This window comes from Vibrio sp. FF145 (genome assembly GCF_041439075.1).
Classification (GTDB): domain Bacteria; phylum Pseudomonadota; class Gammaproteobacteria; order Enterobacterales; family Vibrionaceae; genus Vibrio; species Vibrio tasmaniensis_A.
The window spans coordinates 49,649-68,610 of the sequence record NZ_JBGONH010000026.1; the positions used below are offsets into that span (position 1 = coordinate 49,649).

The window sequence follows — 18,962 nt, forward strand, 5'->3', positions numbered from 1 at the left end:
GCGGCTTATTGTAAGCGCTAAGTATTGAGTATTAATTGTAGAGTGTTCAGCTAGAGCGCTTTGTTTTACTAGGAATGGAATGATGACAGTAACAATTTGGTTTTCTTTGTTAGCGATTTGCTTGTTGGGTGCAATGTCTCCGGGCCCAAGCTTGGCGATGATCGCTAAGCATAGTTTGGCTGGTGGCCGTATGAACGGACTTATCGCAGCTTGGTCACACGCTGCGGGCATAGGTATTTACGCGTTCGCAACCATTGTCGGTTTAGCCGTTGTGCTTGAGCAATCACCAATGTTGTTCAAAGGGATCAGTTTAGCGGGTGCAGCGTATCTGCTCTATCTCGGTGTAAACGCGTTGCGTTCGAAAGGTGGAGTTGCCGCGAAATTGGAAGCGGGTGAACAGATGAGCTACATACAGTCTGCTCGCGAAGCTTTCTTGATCTCTATCTTGAGCCCTAAGATCGCTCTGTTCTTTATCGCTCTATTTAGCCAATTTGTGGCGTTAGGTAATGAACTGAGCAATCAAGTGATTATTGTCTCAACGCCGCTGATTGTTGATGGCCTTTGGTATACCTTTATCACTTTGGTGCTCTCTAGCCCGTTGATCGTAGAGCGCATTCGAGCAAAAGCGCAGTTGATCGATCGATTATCAGGCGTGGTGTTGATTCTGCTCGCTGTGCGCGTGGTGTGGACGATATAGCGGTAGTCCATATATTGGTAAGAAACGATATCCATTAAAAAGGCTCACTAGACGTTATCTAGTGAGCCTTTTTGACTTCTATGGATTGGTTTCGAAAGACTTGAGCTTGTTAACCTTCCGAATTCAGAACTGCATCGAGCTTTTGCATCGAGTCTGAAAAGTACGGGTTGTAGGTCAAACGCGCATGGTTTTTGCCTTCTTCACGATATCCCCACGCTGAGTACCACACTTCACTTGTGGCGTTGCACTGTGCTTCAAAACCTTCCTCTTGACCATTGGAGCAGATCTTCTCGCTACCATTGATCCCGTAGTAAGGATTGTTTGGTGAGAACAGTAAGCCCATATGAGAACCGTTCGAAATACGTTGCTCTGGGATCTTCATGCTGTATTGAACAGCGCGAGGATCGTCAAGTGTGGTTTCCCCTTGCCAAATCAACACGTTATTTGGGTTGGGCATCGATTCAGTAAACGCTTGTTGAACGAAACTGGTGTCAATCACACTGTCGCCTTCACTCATCATAATAAACACTGGCTTATCGAAGTGTTTATCTTGTAAGTCTTCACGAACCACTTCTGATGTCTCATAGTAAACCGAGGCACCATTCATTGGCAGTGAGTTGTAACGCAATACATTGTCTTCAGGATCTTGATCCGCCCAAGTGACAAAGTAGCTTGCTAGCCCTGCATATTGAACCGCAGACGAACTCGGTTGGAACGCAGGAGAAAATAACAGTAATCCAGAGATCTTAGGATCGTTCATCGCCTGCGAAGTTACGAGGTTCGCGCCTGTTGAATAACCGCCAAGCCAAACAGAATCATACTCTTGCTCCAATAGCTTCGTATGATGAGCTACAACACCTTGCCAATCTTCTAAGTTTGGCTGCATTAAGTCGCCAACACGACTGCCGTGGCCCGGTAGCAATACCGTTCTCACTAGGTAGCCTTGTTCTGCTAAGTGCGTTGCGATGTCTTTAAATGAGTACGGAGAATCACCTAAACCATGTACCAATAAAACTGCCTTACCGTTAGGTGCCGCAGGTTTGTATTCGGTGGGTGAATTGAGTCGAATCTCTAGCTGCTTGTCTTTGGTCATGAATACACGGTTTTTCAATAACCAATCTTGAGTTTCATTGACGTAGGCATCAAAGCTGTCTTGCTGATATTCAGGCAAGTTTGGAGATGTTTCGTAAGCAGGTATCGTTGTCTCGTTGGAACAACCAACGAGACTTAAAGTCGTTAAGGCGAGTAGCGTTAGAATGGTATTTCTATGCATTTTTTGATGTTGTCTCTGTTGTTCTTTTACTATGTCTGAAACTGAAGTTTAGATTACTTTCTGCTTGAAAGGTCTTCGTATTCACCTTCAATAACACCGGCATCACTGGTAGATGATTGACGTGTGTTCATGTGAGCTCCGAAACCCTGTTTTTTCATTTGATTCTGAATGCGCTTGCCAGTGATTAAAGCTGCAATAGCTAAAGGAATAGCAAGAATCAAGCTCGTGAATAACGCCAATAGGCCAGTAAACAACGCAACAATCGTAACTAAGATATTTTTCATATTCATTCCTCTTTTCTCTATGTTGTTACTATATCGCTTCCATTCTGAACGAAACATGAACACCGTTAATAAATATCAGAGAGTCACTATGACACAGGTGTGTGTGGATTGAGAGTTTATATGTAGTCATAATCACGCACTAAAATTATGGAATAACAGTAAGTTCCATAAAATCAATAACTTAAAAGTTGGCACGCTTGATGCTCTATAGGGGGTGGAATAAGTCACTGTAAGCAAAGTACTTACAGCTAATAAAAAATTACTGGAGCCCCTTATATGTTCTGTATTCAATGTGAACAAACAATTCAAACCCCAACCGTAAAAGGCTGTTCTTTCGCACAAGGCATGTGTGGAAAAACCTCGGAAGTATCCGACCTTCAAGACGTGTTGGTGCATTCTCTTCAAGGCGTTTCTTTTTGGGCAAGCTTAGGTCGCGCTTGCGATGTTATTGATACAGAAGTTGATGAGTGGGCGCCAAAAGCGTTCTTCGCAACACTGACTAACGTTAACTTCGACCCTGCTCGTATTATCGAATTCGCACAACAGTCTCATGAATTCAAGCAGCGTTTAGAGCAAAAAGTTCGTGCAGCAGCAACATTGATTGGTTTTGAAATTCCAGAGCTTTCTGCAGCAGCACAGTTCGATCTTCCAACAGATTCTTCAGAGCTATTGGCACTTGCGCCTCAAGCTGCTGTAAACCGTGGTCACGATTCTCAACACGAAGATGTGATTGGTCTTCGTCTTCTTTGCCTATACGGCTTAAAAGGTGCGGCAGCCTACATGGAGCACGCTCGTGTTCTTGGTCAAACTGATGACGCTATTTTTGCTGAATACCATGAAATCATGGCGTTCCTAGGTACAGATCCATCCGATCTAAAACAGTTACTTGATACATCAATGCAGATTGGCTTGATGAACTACAAAGTAATGGAAATGCTAGACAAAGGCGAGACAGATACCTTTGGTCACCCTCAACCAACAACCGTGAATGTGAAGACTAAAAAAGGTCACTGTATTCTTGTTTCTGGTCACGACTTACATGATCTAGAAAAGATTCTTCAACAAACTGAAGGCAAGGGAATCAACGTTTACACTAACGGTGAGATGCTACCAGCACACGGTTACCCAGAGCTAAACAAGTACCCACACCTTGCGGGTAACTACGGCAGCGCTTGGCAGAACCAGCAAAAAGAATTCGCTAACTTCCCTGGCGCAATTGTAATGACGTCTAACTGCCTGCTTAACCCTGATGTAGGTTCTTACGCAGACCGTCTATTTACACGCAGCATCGTGGGCTGGCCGGGTGTTGATCACCTTGAAGGCGACGATTTCAGCGCAGTAATTGATTGTGCACTAGCGCAAGAAGGTTTCAAACACGACGAGATCGAGCAAATGATCACTGTCGGTTTTGGTCGTAACGCACTGATGGAAGCGGCACCTGCGGTTGTTGAGCAAGTGAAAGAAGGCAATATCAAACACTTCTTCCTAGTCGGTGGTTGTGACGGTGACAAATCTGAACGTAGTTACTACACAGACTTCACAGCTCAAGCGCCAGAAGATTCAGTAATCCTGACATTGGCATGTGGTAAATTCCGTTTCAACAAAAACCAATTCGGCGACATTAACGGTATCCCACGTCTGTTAGATGTTGGCCAATGTAACGATGCTTACTCTGCGATTCAGCTTGCTATCGCACTGTCTCAAGAGTTTGATTGTGGTATCAACGAACTTCCGTTAACGCTGGTTCTATCTTGGTTCGAGCAAAAAGCGATCGTTATCTTGCTTACTCTGTTCGCTCTAGGTGTGAAAGGTATCTACACAGGCCCTACAGCACCTGCGTTCCTAACTGAAAACCTACTTAAGATTATGCAAGACGAGTTCGATATGCGTTCTATTTCAACGCCAGAACAAGATCTTAAAACAATCTTAGCGGCTTAATTTAAGCCAACCTGAAGCCTCGTTGTTGTGACGTTTTTAATAAAACAAACAGCTGCGAGGCTTTTTCGATTTAAATATTTAGTCATTTAATCATCTAGTCACTAGCAAGGTACACGAACTATGTATGCATGGTCGGATAGCGATTCAATCAATTTAGTGTGTTTAAAGAAATGGCATGAGACGCCAGATACGGTCAGCTTTGAGCTTGGCAGCGTTCCACAAGACTTACATTTCAACTTTAAGCCAGGGCAATTCATTACTCTGGGTTTAGATATGCCGACGAAAACCGATTACCGTGCCTATTCTGTGGCTTCTTGCCCTGAAGATAATCGCCTGAAGCTGACGGTAAAGCGTGTGGAAGGTGGCTTGGTTTCGAACTTTATTGTTGATGAACTTGATGAAGGTGATGAGGTTTCTGTATTGAAGCCTGCTGGTGCGTTTAACTGTATTGATTGCATGCCAACGACGACCAAAAAAGTGACGCTAGTGAGTGCGGGTTGCGGTATCACTCCTGTGATGGCGATGGCAAAGTATTGGTTGGCTCAAGGCAGTGATATTGAGATCGACTTCGTCCACATGGCACGCAATAAGCGTGAGACCATTTACTTTCAAGAACTGCATCAATTAGATGAGGCGCACAGCAACTTCAATCTTAAATTGCTGCTAAAAGACAGTGAAGGAACATTAGCTCCTCAAGGTCGTCTAGACAAGAGTTGGTTGGTAACACTAAGCCCAGATATTTTAGACCGAACTGTTTATCTGTGCGGCCCAGTTGGCTTTATGCAAAACATAGAAAGCTACCTGAAAGAACTAGAATTCAACATGGAAAATTTCTATCAAGAAAGTTTCACGCCAGCGAACCCAAACACGGATTCACTAGCCAATAGCAATACAGCTTCAGAAGAGTCACAAGCGGAAGCGTCTGCAGATTCAAATGGTGCCGTTAAGGTGTTTGTACCTGCATTTGGCGCAGAAGTAGAAGCGGAAGCGGGTACACCACTGGCTGATTCATTAGAGAAAGCTGGTGTTCCGATTATTATTGCCTGTCGCAGTGGGATTTGTGGTTCATGCAAGTGCAAAGTAACCAAAGGTTCAGTGGAATCAAGCAGCCAAGAAACATTGACACCAGAACAGATTGAGCAAGGTTATGTCCTTGCGTGTTCGAGTACGATTCAGTCAGATGTTGAGGTTGAGCTGTAACAGGTGTGAAGTCGAGCTTTGTTAGAGTGAAGAAGACAAAGTTGGCGTAATAGAGACCAAAATTAAAGTAACAGATGTAAAAAGGCCACTTAGATCAGATAGAGAGAGCAGATCTAAGTGGCAACCTTCCTGTTTATACGGGGGAGTAAAACAAGAAGGGTTGCAAAGCCCATAATAGACTTCGCAGATATAATTATTATGTTGTGGAGCCGTTTGCGCTGAGTTAGTTACAAGATCGAAGTCGTTTAAACTTCAGGGTATGTCTTGTAACGAACACCCATCATCTGTTCCATACAGTGAACAACTTGGCAGCTGTAGCCAAACTCGTTGTCGTACCAAATGTAAAGAACAGCGCGGTTGTCTTGCGCGATAGTTGCAACACCGTCAACCACACCTGGGTGGCGAGAACCAACCAAATCGGTAGATACAATCTCGGTTGAGTCGGTGTAATCAATCTGTGCAGATAAAGTTGAAGATAGCGCCATTTCACGTAGGTATTCGTTCAACTCTTCTTTGTTTGTGCCTTTCTCAAGGTTTAGGTTTGCTACTGCCATTGAAACGTTTGGCGTAGGTACGCGAATCGCATTACCTGTTAGCTTACCTTCCATTTCTGGCATCGCTTTTGATACCGCTTTAGCAGCGCCAGTCGATGTCAGTACCATGTTCAATGACGCAGCACGACCACGACGATCACCTGAGTGGAAGTTGTCGATTAGGTTTTGGTCATTGGTAAATGAGTGAACCGTTTCGATGTGACCTGATAGGACACCAAACTTGTCGTGAACCGCTTTTAATACTGGCGTAATTGCGTTTGTTGTACAGCTTGCAGCAGAGATGATCGTATCTTCTGGTTGAATGTCATTTTGGTTTACACCAAATACGACGTTCTTGATTTCACCTTTGCCTGGCGCAGTCAGTAGAACTTTCTTCGCACCATTACACGCAACGTGCTGGCTTAGGCCTTCAGCGTCACGCCACACACCTGTGTTATCAACCACAAGTGCATTCTCGATACCGTAAGATGTGTAATCCACTTCTGCTGGCTTGTTTGCGTAGATAACTTGGATGAAGTTACCGTTAACGATGATCGCTTTACGTTCTTGGTCTACAACGATGCTGCCGTTGAATTGGCCATGAACAGAGTCACGACGTAGCAAGCTTGCACGTTTTTCTAAGTCACCATCTTTGCCGCCACGAACAACAATTGCACGTAAACGCAGTGGGTAACCTGGGCCACTTTTCTCGATCAATAGACGAGTGAGCAAGCGGCCAATACGACCAAAACCATACAAGACAACATCACGAGGTTCTGTCATCGCCTCGCCTTCAAGCGACTCTAAAAGTGCAGTTTGTAGGAAATCATCCAACCCGTGTGTGTCTTCGCGATCTTGCCAGAATGTATGAGCAAGGCGACCAACATCGATACGACATGGAGACAAGTCCATAGAGAGAAGGTGTTGAATGATGGGTTGAGTCTGTTCTGCGGTAAGCGGAGAACCTGTGTAACGTTTTGCGATGCGGTGAGCTTTGATGATGTCGATAGTTGTTGCGTTAACCAGTGTTTTACCGAAGAGGATAACTTCAACGCCTTTTTGGCGGTACAACTGACCTAAAGTAGGAGCGATTGATTCAGCAATAGTTTGACTAGTTTGCCAGTCTAGGAGGTGCTTTTCGGGACTCATCTTTACTCGGGACCTTTCACGTTAATTTCTGCAATCATAGCGAATGTAGGGTAGCCATGAGTGCATGGGGGAGTTGAGCTATCTAAGCTTTGGTGGTCTTTACGCCACTTAAATTTGCTTGATATGCCTTGTGTGTAATTTGTAATTTTTATGTGGCAGGATTGTAAGGTACGACGAGTTATTCTGCTAGGAAAAATAAACATAGATTAATTGTCTGAAAATTGGCTTTTAATTGGTCATAAATTAAGGTTTTAGTGTCAAGAAAGGCTATTGACTTTAACAGTCTGTAGCACTTAATTTTCGCCAAAAAATACTCAGATCAAAACATGATGTGTAATAAAGGGAATTGCGATTATTGAAGATGTGATCATTAGCACTAGTTACACTTAAAAAGTAAACGACAGATAAGGTATTCAGCGAGTTTTCTTGTTCGACCTTTGAATAAGCTGAGTTTGAGTACAGAAAGTTCGTGACGCAAACGATTAGATCTCACAAATTTGACTTAACTTTGGTGTTTATTGGTTTCTAGAGCAGTGACTTGCGGTCATCTAGAGGCATAACCTTATCCTTTCACTTGTTTAAAACAGACCTTCCTCCTTAAATCCTGTGTGTGGATAACGACTGACGCGAATTCCCTATGATTAGCTCATAATGTCATTTGTTCATATTCAATTTGATCAATAACTCCTGTTAATGTCCTATTCTTATATTGGGCTAGGTAAAAATACTATCGGGAAAGGAGTCGTTATAAAAATGATAAATATGTCAATTAGATGGCGTCTTATTTTTCTTTCAACAGTTTCTGTATTCATCATGTTTGGGTTTACAGTCAATGAAGTGCTCAAGAACGATAAGAAGATGAATCACCTTGAAGCAACGCGAATTAAGGTGGAAGCACTTCAATCTTTTAATGCTGTTTCAAGTGGTGCTTATCAATGGTTAGTGCTGTCTAAAGACTCCCCAGAGAAAGGTCCATTGTTTTTAAAGCTGCAAGCGGAAGTGGATAGGCTTGCTCATTACGAAATACAACTTCAACAGTTCGACAACAGTTGGACTGTCGAGCCGCAGTTGATTGAGTTAAAGAGTGTGTTAAAGAAGCTCGCGCGGGTAACCACTAGTACTGACAGCGACGCATCACAGATTACTGTCAGCAACGCACAGCAAACAGAACGAGCCTTTGACCTGTTAAAAGGCGTGTTAATGGAGCTGTCTGAATATCGTGCCAATATAGTGGACGAAAAGATCAGCCAAACAGATGCGATGTTTATCAATCTTACTCACTACGTGTTCTGGACTCAGCGAGAAGCGTGGCTGAGTTACCGCTTGTATCGTTCTCCAGAGCTGATCGATCAATATTTATTGAGCTATGTTGGTGCTTTAGACAGGCAACAACAGCTGTTAGGTACGTTTTTACGATCAGACAGCCACTCGCTGGAAATTAGCAAACTGTTAAACATGTTCTCCCAAGATGAATTTCAAGACCGTTTTACTGCTCGGCTTCTCAAAGGTGACTTCTCGGCACCTGAAATATATGAACATGTGGAAAGTTTAGAGCGAAAGAAACTGGCGATCTCAAAGGCGGTTGGTGCTTATACCAAGCAACTTCAATTGGATTTAACGAAGAGTATTGACCGACAAAAAAAGCAAACCTTGGTAATGACGTTGTTGATACTTGCTGTCGCAGGTGTCTTATTATGGTTAAGCTCAACCACTTCTCTGCGTTTAAATAGAAATCTATCACTTATCTTAAAAGGGGTTTCGGAATGCGCTGATGGTAAGCATAAAGCCATACAAACCAACGGTAATGATGAGCTCGCTGAATTTGTAGATACTTTAAATAGAGTTATGGAGCGCAATCAACAACACAACCAAGAGTTGATAGAAGCAAAAGAAGATGCGATTTCTGCGAATAAAGCCAAGAGTGCATTTTTAGCGAACATGTCCCATGAAATACGTACGCCGCTTAACGGAATTATCGGTATGGCGGAAATTTTATCTCAGAGCCAACTGAGCGCTAACCAACAAGAGGTACTTGAGGATATAGAGTCGTCTTCACATTCGTTGTTGGTGTTACTCAATGACATTCTCGATCTTTCTAAGATAGAGTCGGGTAACTTAATGTTGTCGCCGCATAATGCCGATTTGCGAGAAGCGGTTTACGACTCTGTGAGCGTAATTTTGTCGAAAGCGATCAGTAAAGACATTGAACTCGATATCAACATTGATGCTCAAACCCCAACACAGCTGTTTTTCGATGAGTACCGTGTTCGACAAGTGCTAACCAATTTGCTGTCTAATGCTATTAAATTTACCTCAAAAGGCACGATTACAACGGATATTGCTTATACACCGATGTCTTTGGGGCGAGGTAAGCTTGAATGCAGTGTGTCTGATAGCGGGATTGGGATTGAGCCAGAGAAGCTAGAGTCCATTTTTGAACCTTTCACTCAAGAAGATGGCAGTATTACTCGCCAATTCGGCGGTACAGGGCTAGGGCTTGCGATTTGTCGGCAGCTTGTTGACTTGATGGGCGGCTATATTACCGCACGCTCAGTGAAAGGAGGAGGCTCTACATTCACCTTTTGTTTGTACGTAGACACGGTCGAGGCTCACGCTCAAACGTTCGATAACCTAAGCCGTGCGACAATTATTTCTAATTCTTTCAATTACCTAGATCAATTGGTCAAAGAGTGCGAGCGCTTAAATGTTCGACCTAATGTTGTGTCATCCATTTCGGATCTTGGTGAGAGCCTGAAAGAAAGTGACTTGGTACTTTATTGTCACACGCTGCATCACTCTATGAGGAAAGATCTTGAGGCGTTAAAGGCGTTGTATCCGCTGACTCGCGTTATTGTGTGCCAGCATCACCTATTTAAAACCAATCTAATCACAGAAACGGTTCACTCGACCCATACATTACCATTTTTGGGTAGACGCTTCTTAAACAGCCTACGATCGCTTGATGCCGGTGAAGTACAATCACCGACGGTGGAAGTAAAAGATGAAGAAGTTCGTTCTCTGAATCGACGTATTCTGATTGTTGAAGACAACCTGATGAATCAGAAGATAGCGAGCTTCTTCCTTGAGCAAGCGGGCTATGAATATTTGATTGCCAGTAATGGCCAAGAAGCGGTCGATGTCATCACCCAGGGCGCTCAGTTTGATGCCATTCTAATGGACTGCATGATGCCAGTTATGGATGGTATAACGGCAACTCGTGTGATTCGAGAGTGGGAGACAGATCAACAAGCCCCACCACTACCCATTATTGCTTTAACCGCTAGTGTCTTAGAAGAGGACATCAAAAATTGCTTTGAAGCAGGCATGAACGCCTACTTGCCAAAACCTTATAAATCCCACCAACTGTATGATCTTTTCAGTAGCCTTGATATTGTCTAATGGTTCCAGTATCAAGGCTAGCGCTGTGTGATTTAGCGTACTTCTTGCCCAAGGCTGTATTGTGCAACACAGCGGCCTACGTAGCTGATTTTTAGTAACCCGGCCACTAATATGGTGCTGATGTGTGCGAAAATTTGAATGGGTAGTGAGAAGTAATCGGCCATCGGATAAGCAACAATAATACTGAGTAGCATTAGCAAGGCGGTGATAGCTAAACTGAAATTTGAAACAGAAAGTAGAGTTTGAAAGCGTTGAGTCATCGTCTTCATATTGAATTCCTAATTGCTATTAATAATTATGATACTTGTTATCAATAGCAATTAGCGTTCCAGTTATATTTTTAGTTTTAAATCAATAGTTTAATTTTTCGTGATTCTATTCGTGAGTCATAGTGACTCTATTGATTTTTGTGTCTTTATGACCCTTTTGTGTGCTTACCACTGTCTGAATCCACAAGTATCGATGTGGAATCGAACACCAGAATACAAACCCAGTCCAACGTTATTCTTTTGCCCAAATTCTGCATGAATCTTTTTAAGCTTCACGTGTAGGTTTTCGCGAGTAATATCATTAGCAGGCACTAAGTCTAAAGCGCAGAACTCTAAGTGTTTACTTCGCAGTGCGCCACCCGCTTGCTTATTGTAGATATCGGTTCTTTCTCCAGACACAGGAATAACAACGCCAATCTCAGGCTCAATATATTGTTGAATGTACTTAAGGGTATTAATCATTTTTGGTACATGCTTTTTATTGGGTAGGGTAAACAGAGTGGTGTTGCTCATTGCCCAGTCGGTGCCTTGCAACAAGACTAAGTGCAGAGGCATGCTTTGGGTGATGCCGTTATCTTTGAGTTGCTGTCCGATCGCCTTGACTTGATCTTGGGCGTGGTTAAGGAGCATCCAACCTCGAAATGCTGATCTCGTGGGAACTTTGTAGCCATGAACATCGACCACGAGGTCGTCATAAGTGATTTCGGTTTCTTCGGTATAAAGTTTCTCAAATTTTTCAGGGTAAGGTTGCGTTGTTGATAGTGCCAAGGTAATCAGAATACTTCCGTACATAAAGTCTCTCCATCGCTTAGGTTCGCCTAGTTATTAACGTTCACCTAGTTACTTACGTACACTAAGGATATTACGTTCGATTAAGTATAGACGCCGGAATTTAGGCACAAAAAAACCCACTACAAAGAGTGGGTTATGAGGGCGTGTTGACCTTTCGAGCTGGTTTTTGCAGCGAGTTGCTGGGTATTTATACAAGACAAAGGCGTCGATGTGTAGCTAGCCTACATGAGAAGCCGATAACGCAGTAGAAATGACCAGCAAACGCTGCCCGAAGGGTTCGGCTAAAAGCGCTTTACTCTTTGTTGAGGGAGATTTGCTTATAGTGACTAGGCTACTTCCCCCTCGCCGCGATTAAAACGCTTTTATCTCGAACAAAATTTAACCTCGAAAGGTCAACACGCCCTAACATTATTGCAAGTAAATTCGTTAGGTTAGATTACTTCTTACCTTGAGTTTGCTTGTCTTCTTCTGTTAGTTCACGAATACGACGGCTGATGTCGCGACGAGCTTTAGAGATCTCTGCACTCTTGATGATGTGATCATCAACGCGGTCTTCGTAGTCAGCTTTCATGTTTTTGATAATGCCTAGGATCTCGTCGTGAGTCATCTCTGGCTTGATGTAATCAAGTAGGTTATCAAGAAGGTCGACACGCTTGCGGTTGTCACGAACTTTCTTTTCGTTGTCTAAAAGTTCACGCTTAAGTTTGTTCTTACGTCGTGCTTGGTTAACAATTTCAAATACGCTGCTCATAGATTCCTTTTCCTAATCGTCAAATACGTTGTCTGGTTCTGATTAAAGCACATCAATTGATGATGTAACAGTATTTAGATCAAAGCAAAAGTAAGGTTGTTTAATTATTCGTCACTCTCTCTAACGTACGATTGTTTTTATCTTACCGTTCAAGTTAGTATCCCATTTAGATACTGCATTGATACGACATGTGAAATGAATCAACAACAATTGGAAACAGAAGATTTGGGCGACGATGTCGTTGAATCTTCGGCAGAACAAAATAAGCTTCGTGATGCGTATGTACAAGAGCGCACTAATTTGGAAGTCGTGGAAATAGAGCTAAATCGTTCTAAGATCATAATGATTGATGAACAAGGCAGAAAGAAACGAGTACCGATTTTGTCTGAGCATTAGCCATAACTGGCTGCATTGTTAAATGTTGAGATGGAATTATCAAAATAATAAAAAGGAAAAACGATGAACACAGTACTTTCCCCAATTGAAGCGAGAATTATCGGTTGTTTGATCGAGAAAGAAGTGACTACTCCAGATCATTACCCACTGACACTAAATAGTTTAACAACGGCTTGTAATCAAAAGAGTAACCGTGAACCTGTGCTCTCTCTGTCTGAGTCAGACGTTTTAGATGCGGTTGATGGTTTGATCGGACGTCGTATGGTGAGCGATGAAAGCAGCTTCAACAGCCGAGTTAATAAGTATCAGCACCGTTTCTGCAACACTGAATTTGGTGATCTGCAATTTACAGAGCAAGAGCGTGCAATCATCTGCTGCATGCTGCTTCGTGGGGCCCAAACCCCGGGTGAGCTTCGTACTCGAACTGGTCGTCTTGCAAACTTTAGCGATGTGAAAGAGGTTGAATCAATACTCGAAAAACTCGCGGCAAGAGAAGCGGGTGCGTTAGTCGTGAAGTTACCACGAGAAGCGGGTAAACGAGAATCACGCTACCAACACTTACTGAGCGGCGAAGTAGACATTGAAGCGTTTGCGACGGCATCAGTAAGCGCTGTTTCATCATCTGCATCCAGTGAAAAGTTTGAAGAACTTGAATCAGAAGTCGCGAGCCTACGTGAAGAAGTGGCAGAGCTTAAGGCTCTGGTTGAATCACTGCTTTAAATGTCGGAATCTGACAAAAATGCGGATTGGGTCGTGTATTTGATCCGCAATCGACACAATGCTCTTTATTGTGGAGTGACGAATAACTTAGAACGTCGATTCGAACAACATCAAACGGGCAAAGGTGCAAAAGCCTTAAAAGGTAAAGGCCCACTTAAGTTGGTTTGGAGTATTGGTGTTGGGTCAAAAAGTGAGGCGTTAAAAACCGAATACGCGATCAAACAATTACCCAAATCTCGTAAGGAAAAATTAGTATCACTCAAACTAATCATTGAGTGGCAACAAGACAAAATTCAGTATATTCCAGTATCGTAACTCATCGTTAGAATTCTAATTCTCGGCCGAATGTTAGTCGCGTGAATTGTTGCAAGGGGATCTTTTAAGTTATTGATTAAATAGTGGTATTTTTGTTTTTAATTGAGTTGTTTTTATCTTAGGACTCATTAATCTTAATCTCTGTTCCAAATTTACACACTGCACATTTAGAATGGCATACCAATTAGTATTAGACGCTATCATTTATCCTCGTTGTCCTACATAATATCTTTCAGCCATACAAAGAGATGGTGTCATGCTAGGTTAAAAAATGAGCCAAAGTAGCTCATATAAAACGAGAAAAATATGAAACGTTTACTTATATTATTGGGAGTTGCCGTGTTTTCTGCGTCTGCTCTCTCCCACGGTACCCACGTGCTGAATGGCTATTGGGAATATCAGGATTACCTCACCAAATTTCCAGAGCAAAAAGCATTGACCGATAAAATGGTTGAAGCTGTGCAAAATCCCCCTATGCCATTGAGGCAAGTTCAGGATGAACCTATCACCATTTCAGTTGTGTACCCGGGGCAACAGATCTCTGATTATTGGGTTCGTAATATCCAAGCCTTTGAGAAACGCCTAGATAAATTGAGAATTAATTATCAAATAAATCAGGTTTTTACTCGTGATAATGCTAACCCCTCTCAGCAGAGTATCTCTTTGCAAGAAGCGATTGAAAATAAAACGGATTATTTGATTTTTACGTTAGAGACGACGCGACACCGTAAGTTTATTGAACATGTGTTGAGCTCAACGGACACCAAGTTGATTTTGCAAAATATTACCACACCAGTACGTGCGTGGGCCGATAGGCAGCCATTCATGTACGTGGGTTTCGACCATATGACGGGGAGTTTAAAGCTAGCGGATTACTTCAAACAAGTGAGTGAACCGGACAGCAAGTATTCTGTGTTATATCGTTCTGAAGGTTATATTAGTGATGCTCGTGGAGATACCTTTATCCATGATGTGAATTCTGATACTAACTTTGCTCTTAAGTCGTCCTTTTACACTAAGTCAAATAAAGAGAGCGGTTACCAAGCAGCTAAAATCAGCCTTGCTAACGATAAGGATCTAAACTTTATTTATGCATGTGCAACTGACATTGCTCTGGGTGCAGCAGAAGCTATTCGAGAATCTGGTCGAGATGTATTGGTGAATGGTTGGGGAGGCGGCTCTGCAGAATTGGAAGCTATAGCAAGGGGTGACTTAGATGTTACGGTCATGCGCATGAATGATGATACGGGTATTGCGATGGCAGAGGCGATTAAATGGGATCTTACCGGGTTGGAAGTTCCTACCGTTTATTCAGGTGAATTTGAAATTGTGACTAAAGAGGATTCTCCAGATCGTATTTTAGAACTTAAGCAGCGAGCATTTAGGTACTCAGACCAATAATGAAAAAAAGCTACGCCATTACACCAAAGAACACTTTAGCCAAATTAATTACGCGTATCATTATTTTAGTGATAGGCGTGATGGCACTTGGCGTGCTTATTCATAACTACGAAACAAGCAGTAGGATCGTTAAGCAAGAGACGAATAGAACGGTTAAACAAACTTCTAGCTTGATCCAAAATATGTTCGATTATCGCTTATCAGTGCTGCAAATCCATCAAGACAGTAGCTCACACAGTGAAACTTTAAGGGAGTATTTTGATACCAACAATGAAGAGGCTCTGAGCTACTTTTTTTATGGTGTTGACCAACGCGAGCCGGAACATGCTCCTGACTTACGCTTTGTTTCTACTTATAACGGTTTGGCTTGGGAAGATGGCAATGGTCAGTTCTATGGTTTGGATACGTCCAATTTAAAACATATTTCTGATGAGGTCGCTTTTAGCAGTAACTGGCACTTCATTCAGCTGGCTACGGATATCGGCAAGCGTCATTTGTTGGCTCGACGAACGCCTATTGTTGATAACAAGACTGGTGAAGTTCTAGGGCAGCTTTATGTTGCTATTGTTCTAGACAACAACTTTCCATTGGCTGAATCTATCCAGCAAGGCAGTAATTGCGAAAATATCGTCATTGAAGCGCATGGTACTCCTGTGACATCGACATTCAGTGGCGACGAAAGCTATACGATAAAAGACGTCCTCAGTTATAAAACGTATGAGCAACTACCTCGTCATTTCGTCACTGTTGCAACCATTAAGATCAATGCTGTTGAAACTCCTCTAACCATTCGTGCGATCCAGAAAAACACTAACCTTATTGCACTCGAAGACAATTATGAACGTACCATCATTGTTATGATTGTGGTGATCATCATCATGTCTTTCCTTGCGCGAGCTTGGATTCAAAGAAGAGTCGCAGCAGAACTTGATAAGTTAATGGAATTCACTCGCTCTGCAAGTGGCAATGAAGAGTTCAGCAAGTTTGATGGTTCAAATATTTTCGAATTTCACCACATTGGCTGCACGTTGGAAGATACTTTTGAGCGCTTATCTGAGCAACACCAAAAATTTCAAGATCTGTTTAATTTTGCGCATTCTCCAATTTTGGTTTGGTCCGAAAAAGGTGACTTAATTCAGATGAACCCAGCGGCTCGTATGGCGCTATTTGATGAAGATGATAACTATGGTGCAATGGCTCGAGAGTTTGAGCTCCGTATGTTGCCGAATATCCAGATGGTGGTTCAAGGCTCTAAACTAACGGGCATTAACGTGCCAATCGGCGAGAAGGTTTTTCGCTGGAACATGTCTGCAATCCGTGTTGAACACGGCATCAGCGGTGTGGTGGTACAAGGTCAAGATATTACTAAACTTATAGAAGCAGAAAGACAGGCAGATCGAGCGCGTGAAGAGGCAGAGCATCTTGCAAGTGTGCGTGCAGACTTCCTCGCTAAAATGAGTCACGAAATTCGTACGCCACTGAATGGTATCCTCGGTGTCTCTCAGTTGCTTAAACGTTCAATACACAGTGAAGATAACCGCGATCAGGTTGATGTACTTTGCCATAGTGCAGAACATCTACTGGCGGTACTAAACGATATTTTGGACTTCTCTAAGATAGAGCAGGGACAATTCAATATTCAGAAGAAAGATTTCCTTCTAGGCGAGTTGGTTAACACCTTAGATAGCATCTATCGCCCACTTTGTGAGGATAAATCCGTCGAGTTTACCATTGTGAATCACTTGGTTGATGAGATCGAAATAAACACCGACCAGGTTCGCTTGAACCAGATCATGTTTAATTTACTGAGCAACGCCCTTAAGTTCACACATCAAGGCAGTATTTCCGTCAGTTTTGAAATCGAAAGTATCTTTAATACTAATTACGCTAGCTTGATTGTTCGAGTAAAAGACAGTGGCATAGGTATTGATGAGAGTAAGATCGATGCTATTTTTGAACCTTTTGTTCAAGCAGAAGAAACCACGACTCGGGAGTATGGTGGTACAGGACTTGGACTTACGATTGTAAAGAACCTTGTCGATATGCTGGAGGGAGACATTCAAGTCCGAAGCGTTAAAGATCAGGGGTCTGAGTTCATTATAGAAATCCCAGTGGAGTTACACTCCAAGCCTCTGTTAGTCGACGTTAAGAAACAAGCCCACATGGAGCCTGAGGCGTTGTTTAATCGTTCGTTGAAAGTGCTGCTAGTGGAAGATAATCACACCAACGCCTTTATCGCGCAGGCATTTTGCAAAAAGTATGGGATGGTGGTTACTTGGGCAAAAGGTGGCTTGGAAGCGATAGAGTTAGCAAAAAGCACGGTTTACGATCTTATTTTAATGGATAATCAACTCCCAAATCTTGGTGGGATTGAAACCACACAGCAACTAAGAGAGCAAATTGGCGTAACAGCTCCGATTTATGCGTGTACTGCCGATGCTCAAGAGTCAACAAGAGATAGATTCATGGCTGCTGGAGCAAATTACGTGATCGTAAAACCGATAAAAGAAGCGTCGTTGCACAAAGCTTTTGTTCATTTCAAACAATTGTACTGGGATGATACTCAGCATTAAGCTGAAGATTAAATGGTGCTCTTTAACTGGTTGTAAATGGCGTTATCTAATTGATAAAATTGAATAAGTTTTACGGGTTTCGAGCTGAGTAAGAGCTCTTTTTGTATCTGTATTCCCTTTAGCTTGTATTCCTGTTAGCGTGTATTTAGATAGAGCCAGTTACAAAAGCTTGTTCCAACAGAAGCGTTTTCAACTCATCACTCATATTTAGGTGTTGAGGAAACTGAATGCCTAATAGCCAGCCTTGTTTTTGCCTTTTCTTACTCACCACGGTGTAAACCAGATCGTCACCCAAATGTTCATTTAAATTGGAATTTACTTTTATCTTCCAGCCCACATCGATATCTGACTGTTGAGTAAGATAGATACCGCAGCCTGAAGCTGAAAAATCAACCAGAGTGGCATCTAGTGATAGAGTATCAACGGTGACTTCACAGCTGAGACGCATCTTATACCGTTCATGTTCACGGATCGGTTTGTTCGCAAAGCTTGAGGGAGGGCGAAGGAAGATAAGGTGTGCTGGCGAGGTGATGCGGGCCAGTACAGTCGTCTTAAACGCGACAATGTGTCCAAGTTCAGTATCGGTAATAGCACGAACAACAATATCAACGTTGATGAGCTTTCTTAGCGTTAGTGCTTCGGTCGCTTTTTTTGAAAGTTCAAGTATAAGGTACTGATCTTCTTTGTGTCCGATATAAAGTGTACTTATCTGGATTGAGTCATCTAGGCCAAACTCCAATACACCCACTGTTTTTGTACCTGGTTTAAGGTATCTGAACAGTTCTAACCTTCTGTCTTTATGCATATTCGTTACTAAACAATATTGACCGTTTGATAAAATAATATAACGCTCTGATAAAACTATGTCATTAGTTTCATTGAAGTAATTAGTCATGGACGTCAAAAAAATGAATAACGGATTAAAGGAAACAACGGCTTACTCTTGCTGAAAAACAAGATACACTGCTTCAGATATGTACTTGATGGAGAAATATTAAATGGAACTGCAAACCTTATTGAATACTCTGGCTGATACCCCAGAAAGCGTGCAATTTGAAGACACAATACAAGTGATAGAAGCTCATTATGATTTTGCTGAGAGTGAATTTCGTAATGGCGATGTAGTGAATGCCGCTGGGCAGAATAATGGTTCGTGTAAGATTTTTGCTTTTGGTTTAGAGCAAGGTCTATCTGCAGAGCAAACACTTGCTTGTTTTGTAAGCGTGTCATGAACCCCGCATTCTAATCTTTCAGCGCGAAGAATAAGATCAA

The 18,962-nt window shown here is 42.5% G+C and carries 16 protein-coding genes and 1 pseudogene; 10 read left to right on the top strand and 7 right to left on the bottom strand.

The features are described 5' to 3' along the window. Positions 1 to 82: 82 nt before the first annotated feature. Positions 83 to 697 (top strand): LysE family translocator, encoded by a 615-nt coding sequence (locus ACED42_RS11560; protein WP_371702644.1) that lies wholly within the window; start codon positions 83 to 85, stop codon positions 695 to 697. Between the two features lie 109 nt (positions 698 to 806). Here ACED42_RS11560 and ACED42_RS11565 read toward each other — a convergent pair whose 3' ends face one another. Next, the gene (locus tag ACED42_RS11565; protein ID WP_371702635.1) at positions 807 to 1,970 is read right to left on the bottom strand and encodes an alpha/beta hydrolase; all 1,164 of its coding nucleotides are present in this window, start codon (positions 1,968 to 1,970) and stop codon (positions 807 to 809) included. A gap of 53 nt (positions 1,971 to 2,023) precedes the next feature. After that, positions 2,024 to 2,254: a hypothetical protein gene (locus ACED42_RS11570; RefSeq protein ID WP_029222888.1), complete on the bottom strand. Its 231-nt coding sequence runs from the start codon at positions 2,252 to 2,254 to the stop codon at positions 2,024 to 2,026. A 276-nt stretch (positions 2,255 to 2,530) separates the two neighbouring features. On the opposite strand from ACED42_RS11570, the gene hcp reads away from it, so the two are divergent. Together hcp and ACED42_RS11580 are read left to right on the top strand one after the other, a co-directional pair. Then, entirely contained in the window at positions 2,531 to 4,192 is a 1,662-nt protein-coding gene (gene hcp / locus ACED42_RS11575; RefSeq protein WP_012600311.1) for a hydroxylamine reductase, read from the top strand. A gap of 120 nt (positions 4,193 to 4,312) precedes the next feature. Further along, a complete protein-coding gene (locus tag ACED42_RS11580) occupies positions 4,313 to 5,392 on the top strand; it encodes a 2Fe-2S iron-sulfur cluster-binding protein (protein WP_371702637.1) in 1,080 nt (359 codons plus the stop codon). 245 nt (positions 5,393 to 5,637) lie between these two features. Here the strand turns inward: ACED42_RS11580 and ACED42_RS11585 are convergent, their stop codons facing one another. Beyond that, complete coding sequence (locus tag ACED42_RS11585; RefSeq protein ID WP_009845680.1) at positions 5,638 to 7,074, bottom strand: glyceraldehyde-3-phosphate dehydrogenase; 1,437 nt, start codon at positions 7,072 to 7,074, stop codon at positions 5,638 to 5,640. Between the two features lie 813 nt (positions 7,075 to 7,887). On the opposite strand from ACED42_RS11585, the gene ACED42_RS11590 reads away from it, so the two are divergent. Next, on the top strand, positions 7,888 to 10,473 hold the full coding sequence (locus tag ACED42_RS11590) for an ATP-binding protein (RefSeq protein WP_371702646.1): 2,586 nt from the start codon (positions 7,888 to 7,890) through the stop codon (positions 10,471 to 10,473). Positions 10,474 to 10,505: 32 nt separating this feature from the next. On the opposite strand, the gene ACED42_RS11595 is transcribed toward ACED42_RS11590, so the two are convergent. The 3 genes from ACED42_RS11595 to ACED42_RS11605 all read right to left on the bottom strand — a co-directional run bounded on the left by ACED42_RS11595 (position 10,506) and on the right by ACED42_RS11605 (position 12,285). Further along, a complete protein-coding gene (locus tag ACED42_RS11595; RefSeq protein ID WP_009845678.1) occupies positions 10,506 to 10,742 on the bottom strand; it encodes a hypothetical protein in 237 nt (78 codons plus the stop codon). A gap of 165 nt (positions 10,743 to 10,907) precedes the next feature. Continuing rightward, positions 10,908 to 11,534: a D-Ala-D-Ala carboxypeptidase family metallohydrolase gene (locus tag ACED42_RS11600; RefSeq protein ID WP_009845677.1), complete on the bottom strand. Its 627-nt coding sequence runs from the start codon at positions 11,532 to 11,534 to the stop codon at positions 10,908 to 10,910. Positions 11,535 to 11,970: 436 nt separating this feature from the next. Beyond that, on the bottom strand, positions 11,971 to 12,285 hold the full coding sequence (locus ACED42_RS11605) for a DUF496 family protein (RefSeq protein WP_004730049.1): 315 nt from the start codon (positions 12,283 to 12,285) through the stop codon (positions 11,971 to 11,973). 195 nt (positions 12,286 to 12,480) lie between these two features. Between ACED42_RS11605 and ACED42_RS11610 the strand changes: the two genes are divergently transcribed. The 5 genes from ACED42_RS11610 to luxQ all read left to right on the top strand — a co-directional run bounded on the left by ACED42_RS11610 (position 12,481) and on the right by luxQ (position 17,690). Continuing rightward, positions 12,481 to 12,681 carry a hypothetical protein gene (locus ACED42_RS11610; RefSeq protein ID WP_009845676.1) on the top strand — a complete coding sequence of 67 codons (201 nt, stop codon included), beginning with the start codon at positions 12,481 to 12,483 and terminating at the stop codon, positions 12,679 to 12,681. 63 nt (positions 12,682 to 12,744) lie between these two features. After that, positions 12,745 to 13,401 carry a YceH family protein gene (locus ACED42_RS11615; RefSeq protein ID WP_017100949.1) on the top strand — a complete coding sequence of 219 codons (657 nt, stop codon included), beginning with the start codon at positions 12,745 to 12,747 and terminating at the stop codon, positions 13,399 to 13,401. Then, the gene (locus tag ACED42_RS11620) at positions 13,402 to 13,716 is read left to right on the top strand and encodes a GIY-YIG nuclease family protein (RefSeq protein WP_009845674.1); all 315 of its coding nucleotides are present in this window, start codon (positions 13,402 to 13,404) and stop codon (positions 13,714 to 13,716) included. It abuts the gene before it with no gap. A 306-nt stretch (positions 13,717 to 14,022) separates the two neighbouring features. Continuing rightward, entirely contained in the window at positions 14,023 to 15,117 is a 1,095-nt protein-coding gene (locus tag ACED42_RS11625; RefSeq protein ID WP_371702639.1) for a substrate-binding domain-containing protein, read from the top strand. Next, positions 15,117 to 17,690 (top strand): quorum-sensing autoinducer 2 sensor kinase/phosphatase LuxQ, encoded by a 2,574-nt coding sequence (gene luxQ / locus ACED42_RS11630; RefSeq protein WP_371702640.1) that lies wholly within the window; start codon positions 15,117 to 15,119, stop codon positions 17,688 to 17,690. The genes ACED42_RS11625 and luxQ overlap by 1 nt, the downstream gene beginning before the upstream one ends. A 145-nt stretch (positions 17,691 to 17,835) precedes the next feature. Here the strand turns inward: luxQ and ACED42_RS11635 are convergent, their stop codons facing one another. Next, the gene (locus ACED42_RS11635) at positions 17,836 to 18,495 is read right to left on the bottom strand and encodes a PilZ domain-containing protein (protein WP_371702642.1); all 660 of its coding nucleotides are present in this window, start codon (positions 18,493 to 18,495) and stop codon (positions 17,836 to 17,838) included. 193 nt (positions 18,496 to 18,688) lie between these two features. Between ACED42_RS11635 and ACED42_RS11640 the strand changes: the two are divergent. Beyond that, positions 18,689 to 18,907 (top strand): annotated as a pseudogene (locus ACED42_RS11640) (HopJ type III effector protein); the annotation flags it as partial. Positions 18,908 to 18,962 lie beyond the last annotated feature (55 nt).

Bases quoted from the DNA above. Each gene is read 5' to 3' on its own strand.
- ACED42_RS11560 (WP_371702644.1), top strand. From the start codon at position 83: ATGACAGTAACAATTTGGTTTTCTTTGTTAGCGATTTGCTTGTTGGGT.
- ACED42_RS11610 (WP_009845676.1), top strand. From the start codon at position 12,481: ATGAATCAACAACAATTGGAAACAGAAGATTTGGGCGACGATGTCGTT.
- ACED42_RS11620 (WP_009845674.1), top strand. From the start codon at position 13,402: ATGTCGGAATCTGACAAAAATGCGGATTGGGTCGTGTATTTGATCCGC.
- ACED42_RS11590 (WP_371702646.1), top strand. From the start codon at position 7,888: ATGTTTGGGTTTACAGTCAATGAAGTGCTCAAGAACGATAAGAAGATG.
- ACED42_RS11595 (WP_009845678.1), bottom strand. From the start codon at position 10,742: ATGAAGACGATGACTCAACGCTTTCAAACTCTACTTTCTGTTTCAAAT.
- ACED42_RS11585 (WP_009845680.1), bottom strand. From the start codon at position 7,074: ATGAGTCCCGAAAAGCACCTCCTAGACTGGCAAACTAGTCAAACTATT.
- hcp (WP_012600311.1), top strand. From the start codon at position 2,531: ATGTTCTGTATTCAATGTGAACAAACAATTCAAACCCCAACCGTAAAA.
- ACED42_RS11600 (WP_009845677.1), bottom strand. From the start codon at position 11,534: ATGTACGGAAGTATTCTGATTACCTTGGCACTATCAACAACGCAACCT.
- ACED42_RS11605 (WP_004730049.1), bottom strand. From the start codon at position 12,285: ATGAGCAGCGTATTTGAAATTGTTAACCAAGCACGACGTAAGAACAAA.
- luxQ (WP_371702640.1), top strand. From the start codon at position 15,117: ATGAAAAAAAGCTACGCCATTACACCAAAGAACACTTTAGCCAAATTA.
- ACED42_RS11570 (WP_029222888.1), bottom strand. From the start codon at position 2,254: ATGAAAAATATCTTAGTTACGATTGTTGCGTTGTTTACTGGCCTATTG.
- ACED42_RS11565 (WP_371702635.1), bottom strand. From the start codon at position 1,970: ATGCATAGAAATACCATTCTAACGCTACTCGCCTTAACGACTTTAAGT.
- ACED42_RS11625 (WP_371702639.1), top strand. From the start codon at position 14,023: ATGAAACGTTTACTTATATTATTGGGAGTTGCCGTGTTTTCTGCGTCT.
- ACED42_RS11635 (WP_371702642.1), bottom strand. From the start codon at position 18,495: ATGCATAAAGACAGAAGGTTAGAACTGTTCAGATACCTTAAACCAGGT.
- ACED42_RS11580 (WP_371702637.1), top strand. From the start codon at position 4,313: ATGTATGCATGGTCGGATAGCGATTCAATCAATTTAGTGTGTTTAAAG.
- ACED42_RS11615 (WP_017100949.1), top strand. From the start codon at position 12,745: ATGAACACAGTACTTTCCCCAATTGAAGCGAGAATTATCGGTTGTTTG.